General features: G+C 34.1%; 12 protein-coding genes. All 12 read right to left on the reverse strand.

The window, feature by feature from the left end; all coding sequences use genetic code 11:
- Positions 1–286: 286 nt before the first annotated feature.
- The 12 genes from ATE84_RS26070 to ATE84_RS07025 all read right to left on the reverse strand — a co-directional run bounded on the left by ATE84_RS26070 (position 287) and on the right by ATE84_RS07025 (position 12,980).
- Complete coding sequence (locus ATE84_RS26070) at positions 287–454, reverse strand: hypothetical protein (RefSeq protein WP_158237200.1); 168 nt, start codon at positions 452–454, stop codon at positions 287–289.
- Positions 455–510: 56 nt separating this feature from the next.
- Positions 511–858 carry a hypothetical protein gene (locus tag ATE84_RS06975; protein ID WP_101447046.1) on the reverse strand — a complete coding sequence of 116 codons (348 nt, stop codon included), beginning with the start codon at positions 856–858 and terminating at the stop codon, positions 511–513.
- 1 nt (position 859) lies between these two features.
- Positions 860–1,543 (reverse strand): GIDE domain-containing protein, encoded by a 684-nt coding sequence (locus tag ATE84_RS06980; RefSeq protein ID WP_101447048.1) that lies wholly within the window; start codon positions 1,541–1,543, stop codon positions 860–862.
- 155 nt (positions 1,544–1,698) lie between these two features.
- Positions 1,699–2,733 carry a hypothetical protein gene (locus ATE84_RS06985; protein ID WP_101447050.1) on the reverse strand — a complete coding sequence of 345 codons (1,035 nt, stop codon included), beginning with the start codon at positions 2,731–2,733 and terminating at the stop codon, positions 1,699–1,701.
- Positions 2,734–2,883: 150 nt separating this feature from the next.
- A complete protein-coding gene (locus tag ATE84_RS06990; protein ID WP_233195759.1) occupies positions 2,884–3,786 on the reverse strand; it encodes a hypothetical protein in 903 nt (300 codons plus the stop codon).
- Positions 3,786–4,853 carry a hypothetical protein gene (locus ATE84_RS06995; RefSeq protein ID WP_101447052.1) on the reverse strand — a complete coding sequence of 356 codons (1,068 nt, stop codon included), beginning with the start codon at positions 4,851–4,853 and terminating at the stop codon, positions 3,786–3,788. Before ATE84_RS06995 ends, ATE84_RS06990 begins: the two co-directional genes overlap by 1 nt.
- 2 nt (positions 4,854–4,855) lie before the next feature.
- Entirely contained in the window at positions 4,856–7,756 is a 2,901-nt protein-coding gene (locus ATE84_RS07000) for a hypothetical protein (protein ID WP_101447054.1), read from the reverse strand.
- A gap of 90 nt (positions 7,757–7,846) precedes the next feature.
- Positions 7,847–8,341 (reverse strand): DUF4280 domain-containing protein, encoded by a 495-nt coding sequence (locus ATE84_RS07005; RefSeq protein ID WP_101447056.1) that lies wholly within the window; start codon positions 8,339–8,341, stop codon positions 7,847–7,849.
- A gap of 10 nt (positions 8,342–8,351) precedes the next feature.
- The gene (locus ATE84_RS07010) at positions 8,352–9,254 is read right to left on the reverse strand and encodes a hypothetical protein (protein ID WP_143273588.1); all 903 of its coding nucleotides are present in this window, start codon (positions 9,252–9,254) and stop codon (positions 8,352–8,354) included.
- A 46-nt stretch (positions 9,255–9,300) separates the two neighbouring features.
- A complete protein-coding gene (locus ATE84_RS07015) occupies positions 9,301–11,070 on the reverse strand; it encodes a type VI secretion system Vgr family protein (protein WP_101447060.1) in 1,770 nt (589 codons plus the stop codon).
- A gap of 647 nt (positions 11,071–11,717) precedes the next feature.
- Positions 11,718–11,936, reverse strand: a complete 219-nt coding sequence (locus tag ATE84_RS07020; protein ID WP_101447062.1) for a hypothetical protein — start codon at positions 11,934–11,936, stop codon at positions 11,718–11,720.
- 60 nt (positions 11,937–11,996) lie between these two features.
- Positions 11,997–12,980 carry an IS110 family transposase gene (locus ATE84_RS07025; protein ID WP_101445330.1) on the reverse strand — a complete coding sequence of 328 codons (984 nt, stop codon included), beginning with the start codon at positions 12,978–12,980 and terminating at the stop codon, positions 11,997–11,999.
- Positions 12,981–13,132 lie beyond the last annotated feature (152 nt).

Raw genomic sequence — 13,132 nt, forward strand, 5'->3', positions numbered from 1 at the left:
GTCCCGAATCTGTAAAAAGCTAAAGGATCAGAACTTATTTGTTGAGCTTTAAGATTTAATGGGTTTCCAACCAATTGCTCTCTAACTCTAAACCCACATCCAAAGGAACTTCTAAGATATAAGCATTTTCTATTTCGGTTTTGATTAAAGATTTAATAGATTAAATGGAATAAATAGATGATTCATTTATTATTAATGTTATGCTTTTCTAGACCCTAACCAAACACCACAAACCATTGTACTATAAATTGATGTATAATATCCATAGACTACATCATCTGAAATTCTAATTTCTTTTTATTTCTGAGAGGTGATCTTTTGTGTACTGTTCTACAGTTTTATGCAGGTCTAAAATGTCTTGTTGCGTATATTGTGTCATTGCTGTTTTTGTGTTTTTTTGCCCACAAGAAACAATAGTGACTAATGATAAACTATATAAGAGTATGTATTTCATTCTTACGTTATAATAATTTAAGGCTCTAGTTTAGTTGTTTTTTCTTTAACAATGGTTTATTTCCTATCATGAATTTTACCAATTTTCCACAATCTATCGGCATAATGCAGACAAAAAGCATAACATGCTATTGAAATAAAAATACCACTGTATAAAATAACCTCGGTAGTCAAGTCTATACCAAGAAGAATGCCTAATAGTAGTAGGTTTACAAAAGCAGCCATTAATGTGCCTGTAGAAATAGCTCCTAATGTGTTATAGAGCACTTTTATTGGTTTAAGAAAATAACAAAAAACACTCAATATAATGCCTAAACTTATATTTCCAAAAGTAAATATTATAACTAATACACCTTTGTGCATATTATGATCTTCAATCCACTTTAAGATATCATCTAATCCCATATTAATTAGAAATAGATTTGTAAATGATAAAACATAGTACACAAATCACTAAAAACAATATAAAAAAGCTTGCTTTTTTTTTCATAAAAGGAATATCTTCATAAACAAATTCATACAAGGCTTTATCCATTATAACCAGTTCCTTATCTTTTTCGTTTTTTATGATCTCCAAACTACCATCTTTATTCTTAATGACTGTACCTGTAAGAATATATTCTGTACCGTCTTCTAACAATAAATTTTCTACGTCAAGTAACGTTCTGGATAGTTTTTTTTCTGTTCTATTTACATTTATTTGTATAGAAATGCCTCTAGCATTTACTTTTATTTTCCCTGTAGAATCTTCGATATAGAAATCAGTACTTTTAGATTCAGTTCTATAAGTTCTCCATTTTTTTCTTCCTTTCGCTCTTCTTATTCCACCGTAACGATAGGATAATTGGCTATAACTATAACCAATACATTTAGTTTCTGTTATAGGTGACCCTATCTTATCAATAGCTAGTATACGTCCTTTTATCTTACATAATCCATTAGGTGATTCACTTATTTTAGAAACCTCAAGAGTTTCGATAGTACTTGGTTTTTTCTTTTTAAGAACACCGTATAAGATCATACCTCCGATCAAAACAAAAAACAAAACATCAGAAGTATCAATGTCGAAGGATAAAAAAGGAAATAGCATCTACGATATTTTTAGAAGTAATATCTTGTATGTTAATTTGATCTGTTACTGCCATAGGTTGTGCTTGTTTTTTATGATCAGATGTAGTAACACATGCCAATACCAAAAAACAAGTACACCAAACCTTTATAATCCCCACTATGCTTTCCTTAGTTTTAGGTTTCGTTTGCTAAATTTTTGTTTAGGGCAATACAAGTAGAGACCATAAAACATTGCTTTTTTTCTATTATTTTTTTTATATAAGATCCATGCCGAACTTTTATTTCGTAACCTTGTATCAATAGGATTCTTATGACGTAATTGACAACCCCCCCCCTTGAATAAAATATCAATTCATAATTAGTTATTGGTTGCGTTTCAATAGATGGGTTATCTAATAAATTTAAATCTTCATTCCACAATTCTTGTATTTCAGTTTTACTTCTATAATATGTCTGTGACCGAATTAAATAAGAATGAAAAAGTTTTTGTGCGATATAATCCTTATTTCCTTTTTGAAACTCGTTTAAAAAAGTTTGATAATACTTCAACGCTTCTTCTTCCAGATAGGCTGGTTTTACTTTTCGTAAATCTGCCGCATTCCCCCAGGAGTTCTCACTCAGATCATAAGGTACCTTTGCGGTAAACTCAAAACTATATTCATAAAAAGGAAGACCGCTACCTGTAAATACTTCGCCTTCAGCATCTGTAGTAGGGCTACGGTGTTTCATGACCTCGTGCTCATCATCAAAGTCCATCTCACTTTGCTTATCGATCTGGGTTACCGTGATGCTTACCGCAGAGGCATCACCCAGTTGGGTTATGGTCTCCCCATGCTCATATTCTTCTTTGATCAAATCCCCCACAGGATACATACGTACCGTAACGGTTTGTGTTCCTGATTTTAAAATTTTACTATTAATCCGTAATGGGCTCGCCAAATTCGATAATTCATAACTTTTATATACAGGAAAATCATTTACTAATACTTCTATTAAGCAGTTTGCTTTGCCAATACGTAAATAGTACATGGGTTCTTCTTTATACTGTTGTACCTTAGCATGAATAGCTTCTACAATATTGTCTGAGGTGATGTCTTGTATGTTAATTTGATCTGTTACTGCCATGGGTTGTGTTTGTTTTTTATGATCTAGTGCAGTAACACAAGACAATACCGAAAAATAAGTACACCAAACCTTTATAACCCCCATTACGCCATTTTTAGTTTTAGATTTCGTTTCTTAAAATCTTTTTTTGGGCAATATAGATAGAGACCAAAGAAGTTTCCTCTTTCCACCCCATCTCTTGTATATTTTACCCAACCTGCACATTTATTCCTGTAAAATAAATCTTCCTTTGTCTTAAGACGTAAATAAACAACCCCCCCCTCCTGCATACAACACCAGTTCATAATCTTTAATAGGTTGAGGTTCGATACTAGGGTTATTTAACAACTCTAATTCTTCATCCCACATTTCTTGTATTTCATCTTTGCTATGGTAATAGGTTTGAGCCTGAACAGATAGAGATTCAAAGTACATTTTGGCGATATAATCCTTATTTCCTTTTTTAAACTCTTGTAAAAATGTACGATAATAGGTAAGAGCTTCCTCTTCTAGATAGGTTGGTTTCAGCTGTTGTAAATCCGCAGCATTACCCCAGGAGTTCTCACTCAAATCATAGGGTACTTCTGCGGTAAACTCAAAACTATATTCGTAAAAAGGAAGACCGCTACCTGCAAATACTTCACCTTCGGCATCTGTAGTAGGGCTACGGTGTTTCATCACCTCATGTTCATCATCAAAATCCATCTCACTTTGCTTATCGATCTGGGTTACTGTGATGCTTACCGCAGAGGCATCGCCTAGTTGGGTTATGGTCTCCCCATATTCATATTCTTCTTTGATCAAATCCCCTACAGGATACATACGTACCGTAACGGTTTGGATTCCTGATTTTAGAATCGAACTATTAATCCGTAAAGGACTTGCCAAATTCGATAATTCATAACTTTTATAAACAGGCATATCATTTACCAACACTTCTATAAGGCAGTTTACTTTGCCAATACGTAAATAGTACATGGGTTCTTCTTTATACTGTTGTACCTTAGCATGAATAGCCTCTACAATATTGTCTGAGGTGATGTCTTGTATGTTGATTTGATCTGTTACTGCCATGGGTTGTGTTTGTTTTTTATGATCTAGTGCAGTAACACAAGACAATACCGAAAAATAAGTACACCAAACCTTTATAACCCCCATTACGCCATTTTTAATTTTAGATTTCGTTTTTTAAATTCTTTTTTTGGGCAATATAGATAGAGACCATAAAACATCGCTTTTTTTCTACCATCTCTTTTATATAAAAACCAAGCCGAACTTTTATTTCTTAACCTTTTGTCACTAGGGTTCTTATGACGTAATTGACAAACCCCCCCCCCAGCATACAACACTAGTTCATAATCTTTTATAGGTTGAGGTTCTATAGTAGGGTTATTTAATAACTCTAACTCTTCATCCCACATTTCTTTAGTTTCATCTTTACTGTTATAATAGGTTTGGGCCTGTCTGAATATAGATTCAAAATACATTTTAGCAATATAATCCTTATTTCCTTTTTTAAACTCTTGTAAAAATGTACGATAATAAGTAAGGGCTTCCTCTTCTAGATATTGCTGTTTTACCACTTTCAAATCAGCAGCATTGCCCCAGGAGTTCTCACTAAGGTCATAGGGCACCTCTGCCTCAAACTCAAAACTATATTCATAAAAAGGAAGGCCGCTACCTGCAAATACTTCGCCCTCGGTATCTGTAGTAGGGCTATGGTGTTTCATGACCTCGTGCTCATCATCAAAGTCCATCTCACTTTGCTTATCGATCTGGGTTACCGTGATGCTTACTGCAGAGGCATCGCCTAGTTGGGTTATGGTCTCCCCATGCTCATATTCTTCTTTGATCAAATCCCCCACAGGATACATACGTACCGTAACGGTTTGTGTTCCTGATTTTAAAATCTTACTATTAATCCGTAGTGGACTCGCTAAATTCGATAATTCATAGCTTTTATATGCAGGGAAATCATTTACTAAGATTTCTATGAGACAGTTTGCTTTGCCAATACGCAAGTAATACATTGGTTCTTCTTTATACCGTTGTACTTTGGCATGAATAGCTTCTACAATATTGTCTGAGGTAATGTCTTGTATGTTAATTTGATCTGTTACTGCCATGGGGTGTGCTTGTTTTTTTACTGTCGATGATTGTGGACCGTTGTTGGTTTGTTTACAGGCGACTAAGCCAATGATTAACGCGAATGCTATTATTTTCATAATTATATTCCTTTTGTGAGATCTTCTTGTTTAAAGAGGTATACTTTTTTACTTTCGATATCAAAGGGCTCCATAAGTACCAGTTGTGGGTTTTCTCCCTTTAATTCAAAACTTTTTTTATCTTTATTCTCACTATTTTTTTCTTCTTCATCCTCCCAATCATTCTCATCCTTCTCATCTTTCTTTAAACTATATGAATACCTTCCTGCAATACCCGAAAAGTGGGTGATATCCTGGTAGTAGGGATTAAGGTCATTATCGATACCGTATTTTCGTTCAAAGGATATCCCCCCTTGTAGCATGGCTTCTACATTACCATCCACGCCCATACGTGTTTTTGCCTGCCCTTTTTTATAATCACTTTCTTTTACCCCTAGCCATTCTGGGATATAGGGTTCTATCCAATCGGTTGTAAAGGTAAACTTACTATTTACCTTTACAAAAGCAAAGGCATCGATGCTTTTTTTTCGGCTATAGGATACCGTTTTTTTATTATTATCTAAACTACTGGTTGCTATTTCGCCACTGGGTAGTTTGTTTTTCATTTCTATAACAGGTATGCCATCATCTGGGATATTAAAATCTACTGTAAACTGGGCTTTGTATACTCCTTCTATAGATAAGTAATATTCTAGTTCTTGCCCCAATTCTTTAGCATATTTTTTTGCTTTATCTGCAAGATTATTTTCCATCCTGTTTAAGATAATGATAATATCGCCAGGGCTTATAAGTTTACGGTGTCCTTTTTTATTAAGGGCTTTGGCTCCTTTTATACCGCTAGATACCACATTCTTACCCTTGCTTCGCTCGATTTTAAAAGCACGCTTAGCAAGCTCTTTGTTATTTTTAAAGCGTTTTAATCGTTTAAACTTTCCCCACCAACCAATACCAGTTCTTGCCATGGAAAATATGCTACTTACCCCTGTAACGGTTAATATGGTATCCCCGATATGTCCTTCTATCCTTGCCATAAGCCCAAATATAGGGTTGGCACTAAGTTTTAGTTCATAATTATAACCACTACTACCATCAGGATACACCTTATATCCTTTACCGATCGAGCGTGTAATAATCGGCCATGCGACTTCAAAAACGCTATGTTCGGTTTTGCGTTCGATTTTATCATAAACATCTTCTATTCTCTGAATTGCTTTGGCTCCTCTAATTGTCTTTGCACTCACTTTAAAACCAAGTCTAGCTGCCGCCGATGATCCTCCCGAAAAGATGAGTATCAGAATATCTACAATAACGATTATTGCTATAATAACACTAAATATAACATTACCTATTTGTGGGTAGCGATCTGTATACGAGATGATTTCTCTATTTTCTCCATCTTCATTGTAATACGTATGTATACCTATACCCATACACGATCCTAAGCCTTTGATATAATCAAGCATAACACTCGCTATAAATTCTTTAATCGAACTAAAGGGGGCTACAGAAGGAATATAGGGTAGTATAAAAAAACCGCTTATTTTTTCTATTTCTGGTCTATATTTTTCTATAAGATTATCAATCCCTTTATGTAAGGTAATGGCATCAATCTCTCTAAAATACATCTCTTTTTTGTGGGCAATTTCTAACGCATCCGGTTTTTTTTCTAATTGCGAAGGGTCTAGCATGAGCTGAAAATGCGCAGCCCAAGCTATATCTGGAGCTATTTCTACCGCTACGTTTTTTGCATACCGACAGGTCTCTATAGGGATCGATAACTCTGTAGTATTGGGGGGTATAAAATAGTCCCACAAAAAATCTAGATAGTTAGATTGTTTAACTTTTTGATTATCATCTAGATATTTATAGGGATAATATGGGGTAAAAGATACCTTGTTTCCTTCGTATTGAGTAATGTATTTTTCTGGAATTTCTTCTATATTAATAATTCGTTTAGAATGGGCTTCTTCGCCACGTTCTACAGCAGAACATTTAGTGTCTTCATTATGTCCAGACACCTCGATTACCAAAGGTTTTTTATGAGCACCTACTTGAACCGCTATATTAGGTTGTCTATGAGGAGTGTCTGTAGATTGATCGCTTTCTTCAAAAATAGTAACGGTAGGTTGTTCTGCAAAGGTATAAGAGATCGTTTGATATTTACAAGGCTCGTATCGTTGCGTGAAATAAGGATCTGTACCTACGGTTACATTCATTAAAGTTTCGGGTACTACCAGCGGTTCTCTGCTTATTTTTTTGCCATCTATGGTTAACAGGTTATTTTGTTCTTTACCATTATAAATGACTCTTGTACCATCGTGTCCTAAATACGAAATAATAAGATATGTTTTTTTGACTACACTAAAAAAGATGTGATGACGAGCATGCCATTTTTTATTTAATTCTATATTATAAAGACTACGATCTTTTGTTGCTGTAAAATGATCTATAATTTGATCATTATCCTCTAAGCATACATCTACTGTTAATGGAATGCCCTGAATCGCTTCTCCATTGAGTTCAATACCTACAAATGTGTTGAATTTTGTTTCGGTAATGGTATCTAATGTATCGGGGTCAACCCAAGATGCTTCTGTGATACGTGGAGTAGCCACCAATTCTATACGTACTGTGTCTACAATACCTTTATAAAGGTGTACAACCTGTATGTCTATATATGAAGGTGCATCATGAGCGCCTGCTTGCTCTTTATAGAGTTTTAATTCTGCTTTTTGCCCACCAGTATAATCATCCTCATCCACACGAATATTATTTTCGATAATAACCCATTCTATCTGTTCAAAAAGTGAAGGATCATTTTTAATATAGGCATCTGTAATCTCTAGATGTATGGTAGCCGAACTAATCGTATCAAAATCTAGGCGTAGTGTATTGTTTTCAACAACTTGATCCTGATAGGTGGTAATTACTTGAAAGTTATGTTGTTTATTTGATGATTTCATACCCTTGATTTTAAGCAAATTGGTTGCAGTGATCTTGTGTTTTTTCTATTCTTATTAATTGATATTGAGTTTTCAATACATATAAATACGTTATATAACCCGAAACTCGAGTTCTTTTTTTGCTGATTTGGTATTAGCTGTGGGTATAGGATTAAGTTGTTGTACAATAGTTTGGTCTTCGGGTGTTTCTTCAAAATTACTAGCACCAGGCACCGCTACTTGTCCATGCATGATAATGCTTACACAAGGTGAGCCTGCTATTGCGCAAGTAGCTTTACTACTTTCTAACAATGGATATCCTCCGTTTTCAACAATTTGCACTTTGTCATAAAACCCATCCCAAGCAGTAATCATGGGCTGACAAGGTTTAAAACTACTCCCTGTAGGTTGTAATTTGCATTGCCCAAAAGTGTTCGCTGTAAATGGTTGCCCTAGTTCCATATGGGTGGCAATTAGTTTTTGTGCTCCATTGGTATCATTGATATAATGTTTTTTCTGAGTGCTTACTTGTAGGATGTCTGGAAAATCTCCAAACTGACAATTACATTGTGCACTGTGACAGACTAAATGTTCTTTCTTGCTCATATAAATTGGTTTAAACGTTCCACCATTTTAATACCTTGTCCTTAAAAGTAGGTTTTTGTGTATCTTCTTCCTTGTCTAGTAAACTTTTCATGGCATTTCTTTCGGGTAAATGATCTACATTTACTAGTATCCGTTGTATTATATTTTGTTTTTCCATAATGGATTGATCAGAAGTGATATTAGCAATAATACCAGTATCAGAATCAAAATCATAACAGAGTTTTATTCCTGCCTTATACTTTTTTTTAGATGGGTATTGTTCGAAATAAGATTTAGAAACCTTACCATCAAATGTAAGTTGTCTGGTATTATAATAACTCAATTCTGTTTTCTCTATGATATCTCCATTATATGATGCTCTAGGAGAATTAGTTTGCAAAGGCATTGTAAGTTTTTTTGCTGTTGCGTCGTATATAGGAGCAAAATATAATGCCCAAAACCAATCAAACGTAAGATGCCGGATTATTTTTTTTTTGGATGCTATTCCTTTTTCTAAACTAAGTACATATTGTTCAATACTTGCTCCAGAATTTTCTTGGAGCGTCTTTTTTTTAAATGTTTTAAAACGATTTATTATTGCTGAAAATGATGTGTCACTAATATCTTTAATAATTCCAGACGGAGTTACCCATATACTAATTGGATATAAAACAGTAGTGCCAAAGTCTACATCTAGGCGTTGCTTGAAAGAGTTTGGGATTTTATCATTTAGATAGAGTGCTGTTTTATCAAGAGTAACCTCCCACATCCAATTTTCAGCTTTTTTAGAGCATGTCATTTTGATCCGAAACCGAATTTGATCTAATTGTTTTTTCTGATGAAGCTGTATAGTTACACCATAATTTCTAGTATGTAGTATATCTACTTCATGATTTAGGTCATAAAATCCACCAAAAATTAATTGTTCCATCATTTGTATAAAATTAGTAAATCATAAAGTTTATAGGAGAGATTCACTTCTAAAAAAGTTTTACATTTTCACTTCCTTGAATATCTACTTGTTTTCCACTAACTAGTTCCATACTATCTTTTGCACTTTCAACACGTATCTTATCGGCATTTTCTAAAATTTCTTTGGCTAACAACGTTTTATTTTCTTCTATCACTTCTGTTGCATTTTTAGCATTTACTGAGAGATCTTCTGTCACTCGAGTAATCATATTCGTACCTGCATTCATTTTAATTTCTTCTGAAGCATTGATCTCAATGTTTTTGGCATTCAAGGTCATGTTCTCCATTGCAGAAATCTCGATATTGCTGTTAGCGGTATCAATACGAATGATATTACTGTTTTTATCGGTAATGGTAATCATTTCTGCACCATTAGTATCATTAAGTTCTATTGTATGACCACTTCTTGTACGAATTGCCTTTATATCATTGGCATCAGTTTGCCAACTATCGGGTTTTGCAGTACCCGTGTATAAGGCTCCTATTGCAAATGGTTGTTCTGCATTACCGCCTTCGAACCCAACGGCTATTTGTTCTCCCACCTCTGGTATGAAGTGAAATCCTTTATCTGCTCCTGCATGGGGAGTGAGCATACGTAACCAAGGGGTGGTTTCTCCCAAAGCTTTTTGCCAGGGAAATTGCACTTTTATTCTCCCGATCCCATCAACATCATTATTTTCTACCACTGTAGCCATCTGGATTTCACTTTTTGGGTAATTGTGCATATCCATCTTGGGATAAGCATCAAAATTGGCGTCTACCGCCTCAAAATTGTTGATATATGTACCGTTTTCGGTATTGGTATGGGTAACGCTGGTTATTCTATAGCTGCCATATCCCTTTATTTTTATGACTTCACCAAGGTTTACTCCTGGGTTATCACTACTTCCCTTAGCGATTACTCTTTTCATGCTCTTTGCTTTTGCATGTTGTTCTACTTGGGTGTCTAATCTGGATTTTATACTAGGGTCATCATAGGTATTGTGATAGACCTGTGTGTTTTTGCCAAAGAGTTCTTGTGATTTGCTATCCATAAATCCATGATACCCTTCTGATGGGATGGCAATATTGGCACTGTTTTTTTGGTGTACTTGATCGGTAAGGTAATCATTGGTAAAATAGGTGCTGTTGTTAGCTCCTACGATTAACGCTACATTAAACTCTTTTAGGTCTACACCATCAGTAAGTTCTGTTTCTTCGTTGCTAGGTCTGCCAAATATAAGTTGCTTACCATTGTAGTAAAACCACTCATTATGATAGGAAGCTAATCTTGATGCAAAACTGAAATCTGATTCATTATGTTGAACTTTATAAACCAACGTTTCTGATGATACAGGAGCAAAATTGGTTTCTAGTTTACCTTGATCATAGTCTCTAAAAGTGTCTTGCAAAATTTCTGCTAACCCCATATCACTATAGGAAGCATAGTGATTTGCTACGTTTGATAGAAAGCATGGGCTTTTGGCTACTAGGGTTATCAAATCTCCACTGGCACGTTCATAGCCTTTGGTGGCTTTTAATCCGGTAACTACTCCTTTAAACTCTAGTTCTCTATACTCACCAAATCCAGAAGCTGCACTAATCTGTACAGTGATAATACCCCCTATATAGTCTTTACTATCTCCTATGAGTTCTTCTGATAGTTTCTCAATAACATTGGTTCTACATACAATTTCTAATTCGTGAGATGAGTCTATGTTTTGTACTAACTTTAAATCTTTATACGATAGCAAGGGTGTGCCAGAGAGGTATATTTTTGTTTCCGTTTGCAAAGCCATAGTTACATCTTGTTTTTTGGGTTGATTATATTTTAATATGGTGACAAAATATAGTCTTAATATTACTACAAAATAAGGTATTGTTTTTTATACAATAGGGGATAACCCCCTTTTATCTATGTTAGTTTTTAAATATTCGTTAAATGGTATCATTTTTTATAGTATGTAAGAATTTTTTTCAAGATTCTTACACGATACACTACAAAATTAAGTACTGTCAGTTTCATTTTTCGGGACTGGGTATGATAAAATGCTAAGATTTTGTATTCTTTATCAAATCACTTCTTAGAGTATATATCCAAGACGAAGCTAAAACACTTCAAAATGATATACCTACAGAAACCTGTAGTTTGTCCATATTTTTTAATACCTGATTTATTTTTTTTGATTGAAGTGAAAAAAGGATTGTTTATCAAGTGAAGATAAGATGACAACTATCGCTAAAAATCCTCGAAAAAATCATTGCGTTTTAATTAATTTTTGATGTAAAAAAGAGCGTGTATTAACCTGTTTTTTTAGAGGTATTTTGAGCCATTTTATGCTTTAAAAAGGTGTTTTTGAGTGGTGTTTTTGGTCGTCTAGACCAAAAAAAACGGCTTCTTAGGTGAGTTTTGGGTATTTTTATTTTGTAGCCTTAAACTACATACTCACTCACGCATCTTTTTAAATCGAAGTGTCTTAAGTATGTTGCTTAATTCTATACTTGAGCGATACCGAATTCTTGTTTGTTTGATTAATGCCAGAGTTATCTCTTTTGGGATAGTAGTCTCTCTTACATCTTTATTTACCAACAAAGCATAATGCTTTGGGATAGCTGTAGCATCTCCCAGATTCTTTCCTGCTATTAGTTTAAAGCTTATCGACATATTCATCTTATATTTGCGTGCATTTAGATATTTTTTAACTATAATCCGTCAATTCGATTTCTATGACAATACCAAACGGTTTTCATAAAAAGATTTGTTTTTTATTAATGCCATTGCGATATGTATTAGTTTGTTTCTAACAGCATTGAGTACACTCATTTTGTTCTTACCTTCTTCTACTTTTCTCAAGTAAAAGTGTTTAAGATCGTTATCCATTCTTACTGCTCTCATAGCTGCCATTTGGAGCACGGATTTAAGTTGCATATCCGCCATTTTTGATACTCTTGGTTTTGTCTTTAGACTTGTTCCACTTTGTTGTTCGAATGGAACAACGCCAGCAAAACAAGCTAGTTTTCTCGGATTAGTCAATCGCACAAAACCATCAGTTTTCACAGCTAAAGTCCAAGCTGTAACTGATCCTATTCCTGGTATAGTTCTGATACGTTCTATGTCCTTTTCCAAAACAGAATCATTAGCTATCTCCTCTTTAATCAATTTTTCTATAGCCGCTATATGTTTATTAATCTGCTCAATTTCTTTTAAATTGATTTTCATTGAGGAACTTATTATTTTAGTCCTTTTAACTGTTTTAAGCTCCTTATTTTGTTGTTTAATAGCCTGTCTAGTTTTTACCTTATGTCTACGTTGGCTCATCAGTATTTTTATATTTTGTACAGCCTCACTTGTGGGCTTCCAGCAATCAAAATCTTGATAGTTCCTTTCAATAAAAGTAGCAATGCGCTTAGCATCAACTTTATCATTCTTACCACGAACTAAACCGATGCTTCGTTTAATGTGCTTAGGATCGATCACATAAACATTAAATGAATAATCCTTCAAAACTTCATATAAATTATAATTATAAAGACCAGTATTTTCCATTGCAATAAAGATCTCAGCATCTAAAGTAGTTATCTGCTTAAAGAGTTTTTTAATCGCTTTGATTTTATTTTCAATCTTAAAGAATGCTTCTGATTTCTGATCAACTAAACAAATATCTAATGTTTTTTTACTAATGTCAATTCCTAAATAAATACTTTTCATAATTTTACCTCTCTGAATGAAAAGAGCATTTTCATCATAACTCGACTCCTTGATAATGGGCTTAAAATCCCGAATTTCTATTAGAGATTGTTGATGAAAGAAAGAACTTAAGTCTAAATCGAACTATGAAGTTTACCCTTCTGAGTGTTATT

This window comes from Aquimarina sp. MAR_2010_214 (assembly GCF_002846555.1).
In the GTDB taxonomy this organism is placed as follows: domain Bacteria; phylum Bacteroidota; class Bacteroidia; order Flavobacteriales; family Flavobacteriaceae; genus Aquimarina.

What these genes read in the sequence shown, in the direction of transcription:
- ATE84_RS26070 (WP_158237200.1), bottom strand. Translation starts at nt 454, where the DNA reads ATGAAATACATACTCTTATATAGTTTATCATTAGTCACTATTGTTTCT.
- ATE84_RS06975 (WP_101447046.1), bottom strand. Translation starts at nt 858, where the DNA reads ATGGGATTAGATGATATCTTAAAGTGGATTGAAGATCATAATATGCAC.
- ATE84_RS06980 (WP_101447048.1), bottom strand. Translation starts at nt 1,543, where the DNA reads ATGCTATTTCCTTTTTTATCCTTCGACATTGATACTTCTGATGTTTTG.
- ATE84_RS06985 (WP_101447050.1), bottom strand. Translation starts at nt 2,733, where the DNA reads ATGGGGGTTATAAAGGTTTGGTGTACTTATTTTTCGGTATTGTCTTGT.
- ATE84_RS06990 (WP_233195759.1), bottom strand. Translation starts at nt 3,786, where the DNA reads ATGGGGGTTATAAAGGTTTGGTGTACTTATTTTTCGGTATTGTCTTGT.
- ATE84_RS06995 (WP_101447052.1), bottom strand. Translation starts at nt 4,853, where the DNA reads ATGAAAATAATAGCATTCGCGTTAATCATTGGCTTAGTCGCCTGTAAA.
- ATE84_RS07000 (WP_101447054.1), bottom strand. Translation starts at nt 7,756, where the DNA reads ATGAAATCATCAAATAAACAACATAACTTTCAAGTAATTACCACCTAT.
- ATE84_RS07005 (WP_101447056.1), bottom strand. Translation starts at nt 8,341, where the DNA reads ATGAGCAAGAAAGAACATTTAGTCTGTCACAGTGCACAATGTAATTGT.
- ATE84_RS07010 (WP_143273588.1), bottom strand. Translation starts at nt 9,254, where the DNA reads ATGATGGAACAATTAATTTTTGGTGGATTTTATGACCTAAATCATGAA.
- ATE84_RS07015 (WP_101447060.1), bottom strand. Translation starts at nt 11,070, where the DNA reads ATGGCTTTGCAAACGGAAACAAAAATATACCTCTCTGGCACACCCTTG.
- ATE84_RS07020 (WP_101447062.1), bottom strand. Translation starts at nt 11,936, where the DNA reads ATGTCGATAAGCTTTAAACTAATAGCAGGAAAGAATCTGGGAGATGCT.
- ATE84_RS07025 (WP_101445330.1), bottom strand. Translation starts at nt 12,980, where the DNA reads ATGAAAAGTATTTATTTAGGAATTGACATTAGTAAAAAAACATTAGAT.